The 20,096-nt window shown below is 44.8% G+C and carries 14 protein-coding genes; 4 read left to right on the top strand and 10 right to left on the bottom strand.

Annotated features, from left to right (window positions below; all coding sequences use genetic code 11):
* Positions 1-223 precede the first annotated feature (223 nt).
* The gene (locus tag G3R49_RS00400) at positions 224-1,201 is read left to right on the top strand and encodes a GlxA family transcriptional regulator (RefSeq protein WP_167868287.1); all 978 of its coding nucleotides are present in this window, start codon (positions 224-226) and stop codon (positions 1,199-1,201) included.
* 75 nt (positions 1,202-1,276) lie between these two features.
* Here G3R49_RS00400 and G3R49_RS00395 read toward each other — a convergent pair whose 3' ends face one another.
* The 10 genes from G3R49_RS00395 to G3R49_RS00350 form a co-directional block, all read right to left on the bottom strand.
* Positions 1,277-2,779, bottom strand: a complete 1,503-nt coding sequence (locus tag G3R49_RS00395) for a methyl-accepting chemotaxis protein (RefSeq protein ID WP_167868286.1) — start codon at positions 2,777-2,779, stop codon at positions 1,277-1,279.
* A gap of 9 nt (positions 2,780-2,788) precedes the next feature.
* Positions 2,789-3,340 carry a PAS domain-containing protein gene (locus G3R49_RS00390; RefSeq protein WP_130599337.1) on the bottom strand — a complete coding sequence of 184 codons (552 nt, stop codon included), beginning with the start codon at positions 3,338-3,340 and terminating at the stop codon, positions 2,789-2,791.
* 309 nt (positions 3,341-3,649) lie between these two features.
* Positions 3,650-4,411, bottom strand: a complete 762-nt coding sequence (locus G3R49_RS00385) for a class I SAM-dependent methyltransferase (RefSeq protein ID WP_130599339.1) — start codon at positions 4,409-4,411, stop codon at positions 3,650-3,652.
* 349 nt (positions 4,412-4,760) lie between these two features.
* A complete protein-coding gene (locus G3R49_RS00380) occupies positions 4,761-6,122 on the bottom strand; it encodes a M28 family peptidase (RefSeq protein WP_130599341.1) in 1,362 nt (453 codons plus the stop codon).
* 168 nt (positions 6,123-6,290) lie between these two features.
* On the bottom strand, positions 6,291-6,956 hold the full coding sequence (locus G3R49_RS00375; RefSeq protein WP_242620402.1) for a lytic transglycosylase domain-containing protein: 666 nt from the start codon (positions 6,954-6,956) through the stop codon (positions 6,291-6,293).
* 255 nt (positions 6,957-7,211) lie between these two features.
* Positions 7,212-7,727 carry a hypothetical protein gene (locus tag G3R49_RS00370; protein ID WP_130599343.1) on the bottom strand — a complete coding sequence of 172 codons (516 nt, stop codon included), beginning with the start codon at positions 7,725-7,727 and terminating at the stop codon, positions 7,212-7,214.
* Positions 7,728-8,496: 769 nt separating this feature from the next.
* Positions 8,497-8,979 carry a hypothetical protein gene (locus G3R49_RS00365; RefSeq protein ID WP_130599345.1) on the bottom strand — a complete coding sequence of 161 codons (483 nt, stop codon included), beginning with the start codon at positions 8,977-8,979 and terminating at the stop codon, positions 8,497-8,499.
* 215 nt (positions 8,980-9,194) lie between these two features.
* Positions 9,195-12,338: an efflux RND transporter permease subunit gene (locus tag G3R49_RS00360; protein ID WP_130599347.1), complete on the bottom strand. Its 3,144-nt coding sequence runs from the start codon at positions 12,336-12,338 to the stop codon at positions 9,195-9,197.
* A gap of 9 nt (positions 12,339-12,347) precedes the next feature.
* Positions 12,348-13,499, bottom strand: a complete 1,152-nt coding sequence (locus G3R49_RS00355; protein ID WP_130599349.1) for an efflux RND transporter periplasmic adaptor subunit — start codon at positions 13,497-13,499, stop codon at positions 12,348-12,350.
* Positions 13,500-13,840: 341 nt separating this feature from the next.
* Positions 13,841-14,989 (bottom strand): MBL fold metallo-hydrolase, encoded by a 1,149-nt coding sequence (locus tag G3R49_RS00350; RefSeq protein WP_242620373.1) that lies wholly within the window; start codon positions 14,987-14,989, stop codon positions 13,841-13,843.
* A gap of 132 nt (positions 14,990-15,121) precedes the next feature.
* Between G3R49_RS00350 and G3R49_RS00345 the strand changes: the two genes are divergently transcribed.
* From G3R49_RS00345 to G3R49_RS00335, 3 genes are all read left to right on the top strand, one after another.
* On the top strand, positions 15,122-15,745 hold the full coding sequence (locus tag G3R49_RS00345) for a TetR/AcrR family transcriptional regulator (protein WP_130599351.1): 624 nt from the start codon (positions 15,122-15,124) through the stop codon (positions 15,743-15,745).
* A gap of 308 nt (positions 15,746-16,053) precedes the next feature.
* Positions 16,054-17,907 carry a GGDEF domain-containing protein gene (locus G3R49_RS00340; protein ID WP_167868285.1) on the top strand — a complete coding sequence of 618 codons (1,854 nt, stop codon included), beginning with the start codon at positions 16,054-16,056 and terminating at the stop codon, positions 17,905-17,907.
* A 189-nt stretch (positions 17,908-18,096) separates the two neighbouring features.
* Positions 18,097-20,019: a diguanylate cyclase gene (locus G3R49_RS00335; protein WP_130599355.1), complete on the top strand. Its 1,923-nt coding sequence runs from the start codon at positions 18,097-18,099 to the stop codon at positions 20,017-20,019.
* Positions 20,020-20,096 lie beyond the last annotated feature (77 nt).

Genomic DNA, 20,096 nt, shown 5'->3' with positions numbered 1-20,096 from the left:
AAAAAGTGGTTTAAACCAGCAAAAATTGATGATGTTAGTTTGCCTATTAACCAGAAGCGTCAACAGTGGCCCATAAGTCATATTTCGATGCTTTTAGGCCAACATTCAATATGTCAGAGCATATAAGAAACCAGATTTTGTAGCCGCATTAAAAGCTAATCCTTTTGGCCTAATTTGCCAACTAAACTATTATTGAGCCAAAGTCTTCATTTACTACATCCAAATGCCTCTACCTCTCGATGTCGCCATTGTCGCGTTTGATAATATTAGCCCGTTTCACCTAGCTGTGCCTTGCCTAGTATTTAACGATGCTTTTGTTAGCCCTAACCCTGCGGACAAACCGTTTAACGTCACTGTATGCGCCGAGCAAAATGGTTCGCTTACAAGTAGCTCACCCATTGGGCTTAACATAGCAAGTGACTTAAGCTGTCTTGAGTCGGCAGATATTATTATCATCCCCAGCTGGCATGACGTTGCACAAGCACCGTCAGCTAAACTTATCGATGCTCTTAAGCAGGCCAACCTTCGCGGTGCAACAATTGTGGGGCTGTGTTTAGGGGCATTTGTACTGGGTTATGCGGGCTTGCTTGAAGATAAAGCGGCAACAACCCACTGGGCGTATTCGGATAAATTTGCCGAGCTATTTCCCAATGCTCTGCTCGATGCCGACCCGCTGTTTATTGAGTCAGGTAACATCCTCACCTCAGCAGGCACTGCAGCAGCGCTAGATTGCTGCTTACACTTAGTGCGTCACTTTCTCGGTAACGCAACAGCCACACAAATCTCACGCTTAATTGTCGCGCCGCCTTATCGCAGCGGAGGTCAAAAGCAGTTTATTCCCACACCTGTGCCGCAAACTAAAGGCAGCCAGGCAAACATTCAGCGAGTGTTAGATGAGATATTGGGTGACTTACAACAGGATTACAATGTAGATAGCGTCGCGCAGGCTTGCGCTATGAGTCGGCGCAGTTTTACTCGCCATTTCAAAGCACTCACAGGCGATAGCTTTAACCACTGGCTTATAAGTCAGCGACTTAATTACTCTCAGCAATTGTTGGAGCAAGGTGGATTATCAATAGCCAGAGTCGCTGAATTAGCCGGTTTTAACAATGAAAGCGTGTATCGCAAACACTTTAAAGCAGCCTACGCCATTGCACCTAAGCAATGGCAATATGCATTTGCAGGGCAAAGCAGCACTTAGACTTAAAGCCCCCCAAGGGATAACGCATCTAGCGTTAACGGACCTTGAGCTAACTCGCTAGAAGTTAAGAAACCATTAAGCGCGCTGTTTCTCAGTCACCATGGTATCAATCAGCCTTAACAGCTGGTTGCTCGATGCTTCCATTTGCTCAACGTATTCCACAATCTCATTTCGCAGTTTGGCATCGCTTTCCCAGCCTTGGTCTAGCAAATCGATTGCCGCGCTAATTGAGCTATGCACTTGAGCATGCGGCTTCTCAATCGCGTGATACGAGCTAGTCATATTGAAGTGAGCACCATGCTCGCCATAGTACCATTGACCAAACGAGCAGCTATGGGTATCAACCGAAACCGCTTCGCGGCTGACTAAGTCGCTTGGGTCTGATATTGCGCTATAGGCGGTTTGTTTAAACACCAGCAGGTCGGTTTTTACCAGTGCGCCTGCTACCTGATCTTTAGCAAAGGCGGCATAGCTATTCGTTTGCTTAGCAGAGGCGAGTAAGTCCTCAATGTTAGCGTGCACCTGTGCCACCAGCTCATTGGCATCTGTGGTTGACTGAGTTGACTGTTTCGACAGCCCAGTAATAGTTTCCACTCGGGTGGCAAATGACGCCAAAATCGCATTAATTTCATCGGCAATGGTTTTGGTTCTGTCAGATAACGATTTCACTTCTTCCGCCACCACAGCAAAGCCGCGGCCATGCTCACCAGCTCTTGCCGCTTCAATCGATGCGTTAAGCGCCAACAAGCTAGTTTGGTCAGCAATATCAGTAATGTTTGATAGCGACTTGGTGATCACCTTACTGTCAGTTGCTAACTCGTCAACCACGCCAGAAACCCCCTCAACATTGTCACTAATGGTGCTTAACGCACTGACAATATGAGCAACAGACTCAGTACTTTGTTGAGTTGATTCAGCATTGTTACGAGCAAGGCGCTCAACCTCAGCGATTTTCTCGTTCATCACATTCAAGTCGGTTTGGCTTGCCTGCAAATCTTCAATTAAAAAACGGGTGTTTTGCGCATATAGGCGGCCATTGAGCTCATTTTTGGAGATGTACTCAATGTTGGCTTTCATTGCCGCCAGCGACTCATTTACATGCTCAAGTGAGTGCTTTAGTGAGCCAGGTAAAGCTACCGGAAAAGTCGGTCGCGAGAAATCATTCTTAGCGGCATAACGAAAGCTGCTTTCCACTTCGTTGAAGTAATTTTCTAAAACATCGAGAAACTCATTTAACTCCCACGCCACCTTGCCAACTTCGCCTAAGCCTTTGGCATCGGTTATTCGGCCACTTAGATAGCCGCGATTAGCGTCCAACAAAATGGCGTTAATTTTTTCTAGTGTCAGCAAGTATTTACTCATACTTGAGCTAACTTTAAGCGCCACCACAATCAATACTGCGGCGACGATCATCATCGGCCAAAAGGTATTGCTAGTCACATAAGCATGCAGCACCAAAAACAGCGCGCAGGCAATAAAAATGCCCACAAAGACTTTGAGCTTAGTGTGCAACATAGGGTTGGCTTTGTAGTGTTTATCACTATCAGCAAGTTTGGAGGCAGGTTGCGCGTTTATCATGTTTACTTCCTATTTCCCTTGCTCAAATAAGTTGATCACCAAATGCTGATACTCAATATTCATCTGGTCTAATTGCTGCTGTAGATAGGCAAGAGACTGCAGCTCGGCATCTTTACCATTACGCGCAGCACGCTCTAACTGGAGCATCTTTTTGTAGATAGGTTCAATGGTTTCAATAGCGCTGCGGGGTGGGCAACGACGCACAGATAGGTAGCCACAATGCTTACCATTAGCGTCATATTCCGGGGTCACATTGGCAAACACCCAATAATAACGACCGTCTTTTCGCAGGTTTTTCACAAAGCCGAAGAATTCTTGTTGTTTTTTTAGGGTTTGCCACATGAAACGATACACACCTTTTGGCATGTCAGGGTGGCGGACGATGTTGTGGTTGACGTTAAGTAGCTCTTCTTCGCTATAAAGCGCTATCTCCATAAAAATGCGGTTTGCGTAGGTCAGATGCCCTCTGAGATCTGTCTTACTGACAATAAACTCGCCTGCATTCATCCTAATTTCTTCATTGATCACGCTAATGCCGTCGGTCAATTTATTTGCTGCCATATTCCATTTACCCAATCATGCTTACCTAGCTTTTAAGCCACTTGTTAAACTATGCAGTCGACTAAGACCACACATTTAAAGTGGTCTTATGAGATATCGGTCACAAATATAGCGTACTGAAAATAGGGTTAGAAATTTGCGAGGAATTTAACCGCACGCGGTTTGAACACATTCTGAGCAACTAGGAGTAAAAGGGGTAAAGCAAACCTGACAGCTACAGGCTAACCATTTGAAAGTTATAACTTTGATAACTCAAAATAGCTAAATGATACAGTTTGTAATCGCAGTGGCAAATGTAGGCTTTAGTGCCTACTTCATCGCTGCTTTGACATAAACATCAAAGCGGTTTTTCTTGGTGGCGATAACGGTACTTGGCTTTTTACCAGCGAGATCTTCGGCATAATCTGGGCGCTTCACCACCACACGCTTAGTGGCGAGCTCGTATGCGGGGGCAAGCAGGCCGTCGGCATCTAAGTCTGCACCTACCAAGGTTTGGAATACACGCATTTCTTTTTTCACTGCGGCGGATTTTTCACGATGTGGATACATAGGGTCAAGGTATACAACATCAATCTCATCTCCACTAACCTTAGCGGCATCAGCTAACGCCTCAAGGCTAGAGCCATGAAATAGCTGCATACGCTCGCGCATCCAAGCGCCAATTTCAGCATCGTCATAGGCGCGGCGCAGACCATCTTCAAGCAGTGCAGCCACCACGCTATGACGCTCAACCATAGTGACTTTACAACCTAGGCTAGCCAGCACAAATGCATCGCGTCCAAGGCCTGCAGTACCATCAACCACTGTTGGCGTAACACCTTGCTTAAGTCCAACAGCTTTAGCGATTGCCTGACCACGACCGCCGCCAAACTTGCGCCTGTGGGCGACAGCGCCGCTAACAAAGTCAACACTAATGCCAGCTAACTTCGGCTCATCACGCTTATGCAAAGTTAAGGTATTTTGCTCAAAACGCAGCTCGAACTCAGCGTCTTGTTGCCACACCAAATTCCAACGCTGGGCGATGTCGACAAGAGATGGATACTGCTGATTGAAAAATACCGGAAATTGCAACTGACTAACCCTACCAATAAGTGAGCGGCTATTATGCCAAAACCCGGCATCACTGAGAACTGTTGTGAGCAATAGGGCCTGTTGATCTTTCAAGATTACTTTTGCAGCTGCTTGTTGGAAATTTATACAAGGCAACGACTTTGATGTGTGGTTATTCCACATGAGTAAGTCGTTAACACAGTAGAAATGACAACAAGCGCTGCCTGAAAGGTTCGTTTAAAAGCGCTTTACTCTACGTTACGAGCCACTTGTTTAGTCGACTAAACTGCATAGCTCGCGTCTTGATTAAAGTGCTTTTAATTCGAACAAATTCTAATCAGCAAAGATCAACAGGCCCTAATTACAGCAACTAAAAAAACTTACCCGATGGCCCTGGAAACACCACAGGACTGACATTGCCGTTGGCAGCAACACTGGCAACACCAAACAGGTAGTTATCTATGACCATGTTTTCCACCGTAAACTCGGTCACCTTGCCAACATACCGACTATGTGTCCATTCTGGCGCAGTAGTCGAGCGCCAATAAACGCGATAACCCACGACACTATCATCAGTTGATTTTTGCCAGCTTAGGGTGGTACTTGGCGACACGTGACCAAAGATATTTACTTGCTGCGGCGGTGCTGGCGCCCACGCCATTGACGCAAGGCTAATGGCGTTTAACGCGGTGAGTTTAGCGTTAAAGTCAAAATCGACACCTTCGATGGTATCGCCATACTCAATGCCATCTTCAATACGTAAATCCTGATGCTGGCGATGATAGTGCTCATTCGTTTCCATCACGCGCACCGCTGGGAAACCAGCTTTATTAAATGGCAGGTGATGACCGCCGCGGCCGAACCTATCCAAGCGATAAACTAGCTGAACATCAAGGTTGGTCATGTATTGGTCGACCAAACGTTTGATGTTGCGCGCCAGATTACGTGAGGCGGAATCATTCTCGCCGCCACCAAAATAGCGTTGGCGCGCTTCATCTTCAGTCTCAACGTAACGCACTCCTTCAGAGAATACGCGCACCGTAGAGTTGTTGATTACACCATTAATACCCGCGATATTGCCGATCATGTCATTATTGAGCACACCTTGAACCCGCCAGCCCTGCTCTTTAGCGTAATCAGCTAAAATCTCGCCGCCGTATAAACCTTGTTCTTCACCCGAAAGCGCAGCGTAAACAATGGTGCCATTAAACTTATACTTTGACAGCACACGTGCTGCCTCTAACGCGCCTGCGACACCTGTCGCATTGTCATTCGCCCCAGGTGACAGTGATTTGGCATCTAACACATCGGTGACTCGCGAGTCGATATCACCACTCATCATCACTACGCGCTTAGGGTCGACACTACCACGCTGCAATGCAATCACATTGACCACTTCAGTTGGCTCTGCAATACGCTTACCTTGCACGGTTTTTGCCACGGTAAACACTTCTAAACAGCCGCCACACTCTTTAGATATCTGCTTAAATTCCGTTTCAATCCAGCGCCTTGCTGCGCCGATACCTGTGGTGTTTGACTCGGTATCAGACAAGGTATGGCGAGTACCAAAGCTCACCAGCTTAGTCACATCAGCGCGCAATCTATCGGCACTTGGCGCGGTTGCAATATCATACAGGCGCATATCTTCTTGAGATGGCGCAGGCTCGGCAATCGCGCCAAGCGAGCATACTGCAACAAGCGATGTCATAAGTTGTGAAACTAAGCGAGACATGATGAGTTCCTTAAAGTTATGAATACTGACAACGTCGACCAACAGGCAAACAGATTATTAGTTCTACTAAATTAACCAAGGTGAGTCCAAACAATCACTGCAAGTATTTGTTTCAGAGTTCATTTGGCAGAAGTAAGGAATAACGGTATTAATTAGGTGAGCGGCAGATCAGCTGGCTCTGTGGGCTTTTTGATAGCGTTTATACAGAATTTGTACTCGTTTTACATAGGCCTGAGTTTCGGGAAATGGCGGCACACCGTTGTGCTTGAGCACATTGCTTGGGCCGGCATTGTAGGCAGCGCAGGCTAGCTCAAGATCACCTTTAAATTGCTTGAGTAGCTTGGCAAGGTAGCGACTGCCACCATTAATATTGTCAGCCGCATTGAGTGAGTCCAGCACGCCCATTTCTTTTGCCGTAACTGGCATCAATTGCATTAAGCCTTTGGCGCCCACGCGGGATACCGCCTTTTCTTTAAAGGCAGATTCAGCATGAATAACTGCGCGAATAAGCGCCGCATCTAACTTGTGCTGGCGAGCGGCATTATTAACAAAGTGCTTATAGTCAGCAGTATTAAGCGGGATCTTATACCAATCGATAGTTGACTCTGGGCGGCAGGCAAAACACTCATACAACAAGACTTGATAGTCATTGTGCTGTGGGCTTTTATCGCTGAACACCGTAATGCCATCAGCATTTTGATATTGGTATACACGGCGCTTTTCCACCCCGATATCATTTAATATGCCATTTTCCGAATAGCTTGCTTTAATACTGCGTTTAGGTGCTTTAACTGAAGTGTCCTGTTCAAGAGGATAGTCGTTGTTAAGCACCACACTATCAGACTGATGTTGCTCAGGCGGAGACAGTTTAATCGCGGTTTTGCCTTGTTGACTCAGGCTTAGCTTGGGTTTAGAAATGGATTTTGAGCTGGCGTCTGTGCCTGAACCCGCAGCAAGCGCGAATTGGCAGCAAGCCAACAGCGCAAAACACAATAATTGCACTAACGTACACAACTTATTAACTCGCAGATAAATAGGTACGTTAGTGGTTTGGGTCACAGCAGCTTTCCTTACTAGACTCGCTCAAAGTTAGTTGATAGCTGGAGTGGCAAAGGTTGGCAGTGGTGAAAGGTTAGTTACGCGTGTGATCACTGCGCCCGGTAGTAAATTCACTCCAGAATTTAGCTCGGTTACGGTTTGATTATAGAAGCTTTGCACAGTCTCGATATCTTGAGCAAGTTGGTTTTGTTGCTGTTTTTTCTTGGCAGAGAAACTTGTTTCACCAATTAGCACAAAAAACTCATTCAATTCTTTATCGAGTCGTTGCCACACTTTAAGCATGGTGGCTAAATCAGTGTCGAGCTTTTGATCCCATGCGGATTCAGCTTCAAGCAGTTTTAGCTTATGGAATTTATTGCGCACATTGGCAGACCAAGAAGCTTGAGTCTCTTTAGAAAATGCCTGCAGCAGTGCTAAACGTAGGTCAATTTTCTGCTGTATGGTTTTAAGGGCTTTGATTGCTGAGCTACGACGCTTATTAAGACCGGCGTACCACAAGCAGCCTGATATCAATGCCAAACCTAGGCACAGTATGATGGCTAACATTGCTAAATCCTTCGTTTTTTGTGCTTATGGCGCACTTTTTTATTTTTATATTTAGCCTTAACTCGACTTTAGAAATTCAGCTGATGTTGTGTAATTACACTCAGTTGAAGCTACGAAATACGAGCTTAGCTAGACTAATACTAAGCATAAAATGCGACCGAGATCACCTTTTCATGGCTTCAAGATGTAAAGCCTGATGAACACTAGCTAACCATAAAGTTCTATAAACCCACCAATTCAGCCATTTAAGCATAAAAGCACTGTAAAACAGCTCATTAACAAGTTTTTAAGAACAACTTAAACAGATGAAAAATTAAAACTTATATAATTCAGACAAATAGCTAAAAATCATTAGTGAGACATTTTTAATCACTCGATCAAAAATTATTATATTTTTCGGCAGGCGATCAATGAACTAACTGCTCTTTTTACCCTGTACAATTGGACGCTAAGCTCAGGTTAGCATTAGCTTCGCTTTAACTGCCTCAAATACCCAATCTGAACAGTTTGTAGATTAAGGATATGAATTTCAGGCATAAAAAAGCCCAATCGTAATGATTGGGCGAATGACTTGTTCAATGGGGATAAAGGTAAGTCATAAGTGAGGCGAGCCTCAATGTTCCACATCCATGATCTTTATAATAGGTAACCTAAATTCAGGTTAATCTCTCATCATATTCTCTAACTATGTTTTCTAAGCATGCTCGCTAAACAGAACATGAAAACAAATAGTTACTTGCGTTCGCGCACGGATCATCGCTGAGAGCGGTTAGTGCTTTTCTAATTCGGTTATCAACGCTTCTACTCTTTTGCTGAAGTCATTAGCTTCAACGGCAACATCGACATAATTAATGACGTACTCATCAGACATAACTATGTGCAACTTGATATCGTTATTGCGGCAAACCACCTGAAACCAAGCTCGGTCTGAACGTGAGTTAATTTGCCCTAGCGAACCCGACTTAATATCGTCCTTTGGGCAACGATTAATGGCCTTGATTTCATCGTAGGCGTCATGTGCTTTAGCTGCGATGTCGCGCAACTTGTAGGCATCTGCTTTAGTGAGTGTGCTTAGCGAAACAAAGTCTGCACCTTTCGATTCGTACATTGTCCAATAGGTGTGCTCACGGTCAGTGTTTACCGTTACCTTCATAGTCGGCAAGCTTACACTGCCATCAATAGTGATCTCTTGAATTAGGGCTTGAGCTTGCCAACTCATCAACATGACAACTAAACCGATAATCTTCTTCATCTACTGGTCCGCCTATGTGGGTAACTGAAACAAGACGAAATACTAAAGAGATTGCTAAAGTAGCTCTGTTCTTAAAAGAACATAACCTACAAAATTGTCAGATATATCATTAGATTTTTTGAATGTAACATTAATAACAGTAAGTTATGAATTGGCAGGAACAAAAAAGCTCGGCATAAGCCGAGCTTTTTTCAGTTAACTAAGATTATCTCACGTTAACCTTGGCTTTGAGGTTTCGCTTTTTTACGTGCTTCACGCTCACGTTTACTAAAGACTTTCTCAACCACGAAGAAGAACAGTGGGATTAAGAAAATACCTAAGAAGGTCGAACTCATCATACCGCCAAGTACACCAGTACCTAGAGCATTTTTACTACCTGAGCCCACACCAGTACTAATCGCTAACGGTACAACACCGAAACCAAACGCCAGTGACGTCATTAGGATTGGACGTAAACGTACACGAACTGCATGCAGCGTTGCATCCATTAAGTCCGCACCTTTCTCATAGAACTCTTTGGCGAACTCTACAATCAAAATCGCGTTCTTGGTTGCGAGGCCGACTGTAGTCAACAGACCAACCTGGAAGAATACGTCGTTAGGTAACCCGCGACCATTCATTGCCAACAGTGCACCAATCACACCCAACGGCACCACAAGAATAACCGCAAACGGCACAGACCAGCTTTCATATAATGCTGCAAGTACCAGGAACACCACCAAAATAGATAGCGCATACAAGGCCGGAGCCTGATTACCTGACAAACGCTCTTCATATGACAAGCCGTTCCACTCAACGCCAAATCCAGGCGGTAGCTGAGCGACCATTGCTTCAATATCTGCCATTGCATCACCGGTGCTGTAACCCGGAACAGTTGCACCTTGAATGTTTACCGCAGGTACACCGTTAAAGCGTTGTAACTGAGGAGAACCGTAATTCCATTGCCCTGAAGCAAATGCTGAAAACGGTACCATTTCTCCTTCTGAGTTACGCACATACCATGAATCTAGGTCGCTGGGTTGCATACGATATGCAGCTTCACCTTGGACATAAACTTTTTTCACACGACCACGGTCAATGAAATCATTGACATAAGAACCACCCCAGGCCGTTGCCAGTATGCTATTGACGTTATCAATATCGACACCTAACGCACGAATTTTTGCTTGATCGATATTGATTTCATACATAGGCGCATCTTCCTGACCATTAGGACGCACCCCTACAAGGTTAGGATTTTGAGAAGCCATACCCAGTAGTTGGTTACGAGCATTGATCAGCGCGTCATGTCCTTGACCACTGCGGTCTTGTAGATATAAATCGAAACCGTTGGCAGTACCCAGTTCAATAACAGCAGGTGGTACAAAGGCAAATACCAATGCTTCTTTTATTTGAGAGAAGCGAGCCATTGCACGGCCAGAAAGTGATTTTACATCTTGCCCCGGATCTTGACGCTCAGCCCAGTCATGTAAACCAACAAACGACATCCCCATGTTTTGGCCCATACCTGCAAAGCTGAAACCAGCTACGCTAAATACAGATTTAACGTTTTCACCTTCCTCTTCAAGATAGAAATCACTAATTTCTTCTAATACCTTGATGGTACTTTCTTGGGTCGAGTTGGTAGGCAAAATAGCCTGAGTAAACATAATGCCCTGATCTTCATCTGGCAAAAATGCAGTTGGCATGCGAAGGAAAATCCACGCGGTAGCAACACCAATCATTAAGTAGACAAACATCATACGAACGCTGCGTTTCAAGATAGACGCAACACTCGCTTCATAACGCGAAGTCAGTTTGTCAAAATTACGGTTAAACCAGCCGAAGAATCCCGTTGTAGCGTGAGTGTGACCTTTTGGTAATGGTTTTAGCATGGTGGCACAAAGTGCTGGTGTCAGCACCATAGCAACAAACACCGACAAGGCCATTGCAGATACAATAGTGATTGAGAACTGGCGGTAAATAACACCGGTTGAACCTTCCATAAACGCCATCGGAACGAATACCGCAGATAGCGTTAAACCAATACCTACTAGTGCACCGGTAATTTGGTCCATGGATTTCCGGGTTGCTTCAAGTGGACTTAAGCCCTCTTCACTCATTACCCGTTCGACGTTCTCCACCACAACGATGGCATCATCAACCAGTAGACCAATCGCCAACACCATAGCAAACATGGTTAGCGTATTAATGGTAAAGCCAGTTGCTGAAAGAATTGCAAATGTACCAAGCAGAACCACAGGAACTGCAATAGTTGGGATCAAAGTAGCCCTAAAGTTCTGCAAGAACAGGTACATGATCAAAAATACCAGTACAATTGCTTCAAGCAGGGTATGAACTACACCCTCAATTGACTTTTCAACAAATGGAGTTGTGTCATATGGGTAGTGAATTTCTAGCCCAGCTGGAAAATACTGCTTGAGCTCATCTAAACGCTCGCGGATGTTATTTGCAGTATCTAACGCATTAGCCCCTGTCGCGAGTTTGAATGCTAAACCAGCTGCTGGCTTGCCATTATAGAATGATTCAACCGAGTAGCTTTCTGCACCTAGCTCAACACGTGCAACGTCTTCAAGGTACACATTGGCACCTGAAGAATCAGATTTTAAAATAATGCGTTTAAATTCTTCAGGAGTTTGTAACCGGCTTTGTGCGGTAACAGTCGCATTTAACTCCTGGCCTGGTAAAGATGGTGCCCCACCTAATTGCCCCGCAGAAACCTGAGCGTTTTGCTCACGAATCGATGCCATAACATCAATACTGGTTAGGTTATATTGCGTCAGTTTTAGCGGTTCTAGCCAGATACGCATAGCATATTGCGCACCGAATAACTGCAGTTCACCAACGCCCGGAACACGGCTCATTGGATCCTGTAGGTTAGCAGCCACATAATCAGAAATATCATCTTTGGCCAGCGAACCATCTTCAGATACAAACGCAGCAACCATTAAGAAGCCAGCACTGGACTTGTTAACGTTAACTCCTTGTGCTTGAACTTCTTGTGGTAGCAGCGTCATCGCCGCTTGCAGCTTGTTTTGTACCTGTACTTGCGCAATATCTGGGTCGGCTTCAGCATTGAAGGTAAGGGTAATTGTTGCGTTACCAAAGCTATCACTGCTTGAAGAGATATAACGCAAGTGGTCAATACCCGTCATGCGTTGCTCAATAACCTGCGTTACAGTGTCTTCCATGGTTTTAGCGGAAGCACCTGGGTAGGTAGCATCAATGACAACAGTCGGTGGCGCAATACTTGGGTATTGGGCAACAGGTAGGTCTTTAATAGCTAAGACACCTGCCAGCATGATTAAAATAGAGATCACCCACGCAAAAATAGGACGATCGATGAAAAAACGTGCCATAACGATTTCCTATTTAGTTGGTGTCGAAGTTGACACGACTTGTGGTGCTACTGGTGCTCCAGGGCGAATTTTCTGCAGCCCTTCAACAATGAGCTTATCCCCAGGGACTAAGCCATCGACAATACGCCATTGGTTGTTAATTGCTTCGGCAGTTTTAACCATGCGAACTTCAACAGTATTTTCAGCATTAACCACCATGACCATCGGCTGACCTTTAGGGTTACGAGTTACTGCCTTTTGCGGCACTAAAATTGCGCTAGGGTCAGTACCAGTATCTAAACGGGCACGAACATACATGCCTGGTAGCAATAAACCATCAGGGTTTGGAAACTCAGCACGGATCGTCACAGAGCCAGTTGCTTCATCAACACTGACTTCGGCAAACTTCAGAACGCCAGCATGTTCATATTCTGTACCATCTTCTAACAACAGAGAAACAGACGCATCTTCAGATTGCTGTAACTTACCGGCGCGTAACTGAGACTTGAGGCGTAACATTTGCGCACTAGATTGGGCAATGTCGACATTAATTGGATCTAATTGCTGGATAGTTGCAAGTGTAGAGTTTTGGTTTGCTGTTACCAATGCTCCAGCTGTAACTGAAGACTTACTAATGCGGCCTGAAATCGGTGCTTTTACTTCGGTATATTGCAAATTAATTTCCGCAGTATTGATTGCCGCTTCAGCTACAACTACACCAGCTTTTGCTTCTTGATAAGCAGCAAATGCTTCATCGTAATCCTGTTTACTAATCGCGTTGGTTTGCACCAAAGCCTCATAGCGCTCAGAAGTCGCTTTCGCAGAGCTTAATGCTGCTAAAGCACGAGCTAAATCAGCTTTAGCGCTAATCAATGTTGCTTCATAAGTTGCTGGGTCAATTTGGTACAGTGATTGACCTTGATCAACGATACCGCCCTCAGTGAAACCTCGTGAGGTAATGATACCTGTAACCTGCGGGCGAACCTCAGCCTCTAAATAGGCGCGGCTACGACCTGGTAGCTCCACTTCAATAGCTTGAGGTGCAGCTTTAACGGTAATGACTCCAACTGGGGTGGGCGGTCTTTGCTGCTGTGATTGGCCAGCTTGTTGTGCCTCTTGGTTACAAGCTGATAGCCACATTGTGGCTGCCACAACAGCGGCAATTTTGAGTGCTTTGTGCATGTTATCTATACTCCTAATGCATCCCCTAACTCGCCCACTTTGGTGGATCATATTATTCCTTGGGGATAATACTTTTTATTGCTTAAAAATTAGCTGGCGCCTTTATCTCACAGGCGTTTAGGGCTCACAACAAACTTGTGAGCCCTAAATTGTAAACAAATAATAAGATTCGCTCCGCTGTTATCAATCCATTAACATTCCACAAATTTTGACGACACTTAGACACGCAAATTAGTAAAATGCTAAGCAAATGTTAGTGGTTAAAATCTCTCTTGCCTAATAATTCGATCAATAAATGACCAAGTTAAACTCTGGTTTGTGAACTTAGTCAAAACAGCGACTTATATATTGTTAGCCACTGGTTTTATTGCTCCATTACTAGCGGTTTCGGTTTCAGCGCTGAGCATGGGCTTCCACCATGCATGGGTCGAACTCGCCTCACCAATCACCACTTCTTCACCAAAACGTGGCGTCACCAGCTCTACATTGTGCGCCTGGGCCAATTGGCTGATTTTCTCTAATGGCTCAAACCAGTCATGCAGCGCTAGGTCAAACGTACCGTTATGGATCGGCAACATAGTTTTACCTTGTAAATCGATATGCGCTTGCAAGCTCTGCTCAGGCAACATGTGAATATCGCTCCACAATTCGTTATACGCGCCTGTCTCCACTAAGGTTAGGTCAAACGGACCAAAGCGCTCACCAATCTGTTTAAATCCACCAAAATAACCACTGTCTCCACTAAAAAATATGCGGTGCTGTTGCCCTTGGATCACCCAGCTAGCCCATAATGTGTGGTCTCTATCTAATAAGCCACGGCCTGAGAAATGCTGAGTTGGGGTCGCTGTTAACTTTAATGAACCAAGCTCAATGTCTTGCCACCAGGCAAGCTGGGTTACCTTAGCGGCGTCAATGCCCCAATCAATCATATGGTCACCCACTTTCAACGGGGTAACAAAGTGCGCCACTTTTTCATCCAGGGCTTTAATTGCCGCCTTATCTAGATGGTCATAGTGATCATGGCTGATTATCACCGCTTTAATCTGTGGCAACTCTTCAATGCTGATTGGCGACTGATGGAAACGCTTAGGGCCAGCCCATTGCACAGGTGAAGCTCGCTCACTAAATACAGGGTCAAGTAAGATAAACTCACCATCGATACGCATCAGCAAAGTTGAGTGCCCCAAACGATAAATAGCGTCATGCGACTCAGCAATCAGCTGCGATTTGGTCAATGGCACAACTGGTACCTGCACCGTCGGTGCTGGCGCAGCGCGTTTGGCTCCAGCGTAGGCTTTCATAATCTGCCATATGTCACCTAAACCACTTTTATATTCAGTTTCACTATTGATGAACTTGTCACCACTGGTTTTTTGTTTGCTCATAGTACTTGCCTCATCTTCAACGACCGATTCAGCTTTGACGTACTTGCACGTATATATGCTCAGTGCGATGGCAAATAGCGCCATTAATGTGGCTGCAATTGTCATTTTCACCTTTCGACCTCTCAAAAAAGTAAACTACACGGTTTAGTTTACTCATGTTATCTTGAAAAGTAAACTACCCAGTGTAAAATACTCATCAACATTTTTATGCCCCTGTGCAATCAGCGAGACAACACCATGACAACCGAGCAAAAGAAAACCCGCAGTGAAATAAAGCGTGAGGCAATAATTGAAGCCGCACAGCAAGCTTTTACTGAATGCGGTGTGGCAGCAACGAGCATGGATAAGATTGCAGAACAAGCGCAAGTATCTAAGCGCACCGTGTACAACCACTTCAAAACAAAAGAAGAGCTGGTGATGCACCTAGTAAATCGCTTGTGGGAAGAGTCACTCGCGCGCCCTACGCTTGAGTATGATGCCGATCGCGACTTGCAAAGTCAGTTGACGGAGTTGCTACTAGGTGAAATCAACCAAATGGCTCAACAAGTTAATATTGATGTTGCCCGCATGGCAATTGGCCACCTGTTTTACGACACCACAGGTATGAGCCAGGAAATGCAACGTTTGAAAGATTCAGAAACAGCAATCCTACGCTGGATAAAAGCGGCAAAATTAGATGGTCGTCTAGAAGTCAGCGCCCCCTTATTTGCTAGTGAGCAGATTTGGCACCTAATGAAAGGCCATTGTTTCTGGTCACATATCATAGGTAACTTACCTCCGTTACCTGAAAGTGACCGACTGCATCTAGCTAAAGAGACTGCACTGATGTTTCTTGCTCGCTACCAAACAGACAAGTCATAAAATCCTCACTCGACGACGATAGAGCCAATACAGTGAGATAGATCACACAGACTCAACAACCAATGTATCACTTTGTATCTCTATGTAAATTAACGCAAAGATGCAAGTTAAAGCCATTGAATAATTTAGAGTGGGCGAGTAAATTTGCGAATATATGAATTATTCAATACGCCTTTATGAATATCAAAAGGTGAGAGTTTACACGGAGGTTAACTAAATTGATGCTGCACAAACTGTTGGTCAGGTTTACGCTACTATTGTTGCTTGTTAGCAACACGGCTATAGCGACTGACAATGCAGCTGCTCGTATGAAATACACCTCGGTAAATATCACCCCAAACTCAGTTACCGAAGCGACCGCGACAGAGAAAAATGTTGCCGAGCGTATCTTATATATCGCCGAAGATCACACCATGCTGCCAGCAGATATTGCCAAAGAAGCCGAGCAGCTATTGCAACTTTCTAAACAGAAAAACTGGCTCAAAAACGAGGTAATGGCTGCAGCAGCAAAAGCCTCGATGCTGAGCTATATGGAAGACATTCCAGAGGCCTTATCGCTAATTAATCGCTACTTACCGATAGCCCAAACCAATCACTATAAATCCACAGAGATTCGCCTGCGTTTAGCCTACCTAACGGCAAGTGACGCCATGGGACAGTCAGATGAAGCCCTGCAGCAAATTCAGCACTTATTAGATTTAATCCCCACAATTTCAGATCAAACGCAAATTGGGCGTGTCTATCTCAGTATTGCTGAATACCAATACGCCCAACGCGACTTTGGCGAATCGCTTACCTATATGCAAAAAGCCTATCAGCTATTTGCAGCATCAGATCACAAAGTAAAACTCAGTGACACCTTAAATGCACTCGCCAACTTATATAACGCCCTAGGTGATAGACAATCTGCGATTAGTTATTACCAGCAAGCTCTCGCGATGAAGCAAGAACTAAAAGACGACTACAGCACTGCAGTTATCGCCTATAACCTAGGCACAACCTACTCCCAAGATAGGCAATTTGATCTAGCCAAACAAACGCTAGCTTTAACGATAGAGCTCACTGAAAAAACAAAGGATGATGTCGGCACAGCGCTTGCTCAAATGGGAATTGCCGGGATTGCACTCAAGCAGGGGAAAACAGCTAAAGCTATTGAACTATTCTCCATCGCCAAATCGAGCTTTGAGCAAATTGGTGTAGCCAGAGGTTGTTTTCAAGCAACACTTGGACTTCATGATGCTTTCTACCAAACTCAGCAATATCAGCGCGCACGGGAACAATTAGAGGATTTACAACAGTTAGCGCAACAACTCGATTTAGATGACTTCTATGCAAAAGTGAGCAAACGTGAGGCTGACAACGCCGCAATAAAGGGTGACTTCGAACAAGCTTATATCAAACTACTTAGCTTTCATGAGCAAACCGTAGATAAGTATGAGCAGGAAAAGCAAGGCAATATTCAACAGTTAAAAGTGCGTTTTGATACCGAAATAGCCCAACAACAAAACCAACTACTGCAGAAACAAAATCAGGTAAAACAGCTTCAAATTGAGCAACAAAGTAACCAACGCCTCGTGCTGATATTGGCAGTATTAGTTGGTGGTATTATGCTGTTTTATCAATTTAGAAATCGCCAGTTCTATCGAAACCTTGCGATGAAAGATTCGCTCACATCTGCGGCAAACCGCCGGGCGATTATTAGTTCAGGCAAACAAAAGTGTGCTTGCGAGACTAACTCCACGACAGTTGTATTGGTCGACTTAGATAACTTTAAATCGATCAACGACACCTATGGCCATGACACTGGCGACGAAGTACTGATTGCATTTGCCCACGCCTGCAGACAAACCATGCGTAAACATGATGAATTTGGTCGTTACGGCGGCGAAGAATGGTTACTGTTGCTTGACCGTGCCAGCGAGCAAGATGTAATTGCCGTAATGCGCCGAATTCACAATACCCTAAACAAACAGGCTCTCAACGGTTATCCAAAGGATAAAGTCATTAACTTTAGTTGTGGCGTTGCAGTCAACCCTGCTCACGAGTCCCACCGACTAGACACGCTAATTAACCTCGCAGACGAACGTTTATATCAAGCCAAACAATCGGGACGTAATGCTATTGGCCTGACCGACCAGGTTGTTAAAATCTATCAAAGCTAATTGAAGCTAACAGACCTATCACCACAGAAACAAACGTTTAAGTATCAAACTGTTACACAGATTAAATAATCGTAAATTTTGCATTAAAACGCGTTGAATAAACTAGGCTAACAAGGTAACGTGTGGCGCTTAATTAACCAGTCTAGACACTGGTGTACTGATACGGACAGATTTCAAGGCTTAACCTGCATGCCACCTCACCTTGCATTCTATACTCGCTTGTTCATCACAACCGTGATGTTAACAACCAGCTTTGCAACTGTAGCCAAGCCCAGTAACATCATTGATGAAGCCGAAATTGCAGCAGGCAATGTCACCCAACTAACTATGCTTCAGCGTATTGAATACCTAGCACAAGACCAAGCATTAGCTCCTAACGACATCATTACCGAAACCGAGCAGCTCATTCGCCTTGCTCAGCATAATCAGTGGCTAAAAAATGAAGTGATGGCTGCAACGGTGCAAGTTGAAATGCTTGCATATATGGAGCGTGTTGAAGAGGCAAATACCCAAATTAACCACTACTTGCCCATTACTGAATCTCAACACTTTCAAGAGCTCAATATCAGGATGCAGCTCGCTCAGCAACGCATAAGTGATTCAGTTGGATATTCAGAAGAGGTCGAGCAACAAAAACAACTACTACTGGAAATCGCACCCACGTTAAGTAATCGGCACCTGGCTGGGAAAATTTATCTGTCGGTAGCCGAGCGCCAGTATGCTCACAACCAGCTAGATCAATCGCTGAAAAACATGCAGCAAGCCTACAATATTTTCTTTGAGCTAGATGATCAGGTTAATTTAAGTGATGTGCTTAACTCATTGGCAAACCTCTACAACTACCTTGGCGACGACCTAGCGGCGATTGACTACTTTAAACAAGCCTTAGCAATCAAAAAGCAGCTGAAAGACGAATTTAGTAGTGCCGTCATCGCCTATAACCTGGGGATCACATACAGCCACTTAAACAAACTCGAATTAGCAGAACAAGCATTGGCTGAGTCTTTCAGCCTCAGCCGTAGTATCGACGATGAAATTGGTGTTTTACTTGCCAAAGCCGGACTCGGCAGCGTTGCCCGTTTACAAGGTGATTATGAGCAAGCGATAAAACTTTATAGCGAAACTCGCGAGGCCTTTCTTGGCACAGGGGTAAATCGAGATATCTATAGCGCCACACTAGGTTTATTTGACAGTCATTTTGCGGCCGGCAACATAGCGCAAGCTCAGGCTTTATTGCCTGAGCTTGAGCAACTCGCCAGTCAACTTAACGCTCAAAACGCTTCGCTTAAGCTACTGCGACGACAAGCCAAAAACGCCTATGCCATGGGTGAGTACCAACAGGCATATAACAAAATGGAAAGTTATTACGAGCAAGAGTTAGCAGTATACGAGCACGAAAAAAAGAAGAAGCTACAAACCCTTAAAGTACGATTTGACACTGAAATGGCTCAGCAAAACAACGAGCTGCTGAAAAAAGACTTACAGCTAAAACAGCTGCAACTCGACAGCCAAAGTAACCAACGCTTGTACTTAATACTCGCCATTTTAGGGGGTGCGTTGCTACTATTTAGGCAGTTCAAACATCGTCAATTCTATCGCGATCTAGCGATGAAAGACCCGCTCACATCCGCTGCTAACCGAAGAGCTGTTATCAATGCGGGGCAACTAATTTGTGCCAACAGTCAAAGTGCTGCCACCATTATTTTGGTCGACTTAGATAACTTTAAACAAATCAATGACAGCTTTGGTCATGACACTGGCGATGAAGTGCTGATAGCCTTTGCCAACGCCTGCAAACAAACACTGCGCAAAAGCGACACTTTTGGGCGTTATGGCGGTGAAGAGTGGCTTATTTTGCTAGATCAGGCAAATGAGGGGCATGCTGTTGCTGTACTCAAGCGGATCCATCAAGCGCTTAACCAGCAAGCATTAATTGGCGTGCCAAACGACCAAGATATCAACTTCAGTAGCGGCGTGGTCATGCGCGAGGCTAACAGCGAGCTGCAGCTGGACACACTTATCAACCTTGCAGACCAAAGGCTATATCAAGCCAAAGCATCAGGTCGTAATGCAATTCAACTATCAGAACAATTGGTCGCTCTATCTTCCTAGGCCCTAGTTTTATATAGATTTTGTTGAAAGTCTTTCTTTATCAAGGCTCTTTTTCAACACTGCACTATCATTACAAT

This window comes from Shewanella sp. WXL01, assembly GCF_012263345.1.
Taxonomy (GTDB): domain Bacteria; phylum Pseudomonadota; class Gammaproteobacteria; order Enterobacterales; family Shewanellaceae; genus Shewanella; species Shewanella maritima.
This window is presented reverse-complemented; position numbering and strand designations above follow the sequence as displayed.

Excerpts from the sequence above, each read along its gene's own strand:
- G3R49_RS00355 (WP_130599349.1), bottom strand. The coding sequence starts at position 13,499 with ATGCACAAAGCACTCAAAATTGCCGCTGTTGTGGCAGCCACAATGTGG.
- G3R49_RS00395 (WP_167868286.1), bottom strand. The coding sequence starts at position 2,779 with ATGATAAACGCGCAACCTGCCTCCAAACTTGCTGATAGTGATAAACAC.
- G3R49_RS00400 (WP_167868287.1), top strand. The coding sequence starts at position 224 with ATGCCTCTACCTCTCGATGTCGCCATTGTCGCGTTTGATAATATTAGC.
- G3R49_RS00345 (WP_130599351.1), top strand. The coding sequence starts at position 15,122 with ATGACAACCGAGCAAAAGAAAACCCGCAGTGAAATAAAGCGTGAGGCA.
- G3R49_RS00335 (WP_130599355.1), top strand. The coding sequence starts at position 18,097 with ATGCCACCTCACCTTGCATTCTATACTCGCTTGTTCATCACAACCGTG.
- G3R49_RS00390 (WP_130599337.1), bottom strand. The coding sequence starts at position 3,340 with ATGGCAGCAAATAAATTGACCGACGGCATTAGCGTGATCAATGAAGAA.
- G3R49_RS00350 (WP_242620373.1), bottom strand. The coding sequence starts at position 14,989 with ATGACAATTGCAGCCACATTAATGGCGCTATTTGCCATCGCACTGAGC.
- G3R49_RS00365 (WP_130599345.1), bottom strand. The coding sequence starts at position 8,979 with ATGAAGAAGATTATCGGTTTAGTTGTCATGTTGATGAGTTGGCAAGCT.
- G3R49_RS00340 (WP_167868285.1), top strand. The coding sequence starts at position 16,054 with ATGAAATACACCTCGGTAAATATCACCCCAAACTCAGTTACCGAAGCG.
- G3R49_RS00360 (WP_130599347.1), bottom strand. The coding sequence starts at position 12,338 with ATGGCACGTTTTTTCATCGATCGTCCTATTTTTGCGTGGGTGATCTCT.
- G3R49_RS00380 (WP_130599341.1), bottom strand. The coding sequence starts at position 6,122 with ATGTCTCGCTTAGTTTCACAACTTATGACATCGCTTGTTGCAGTATGC.
- G3R49_RS00370 (WP_130599343.1), bottom strand. The coding sequence starts at position 7,727 with ATGTTAGCCATCATACTGTGCCTAGGTTTGGCATTGATATCAGGCTGC.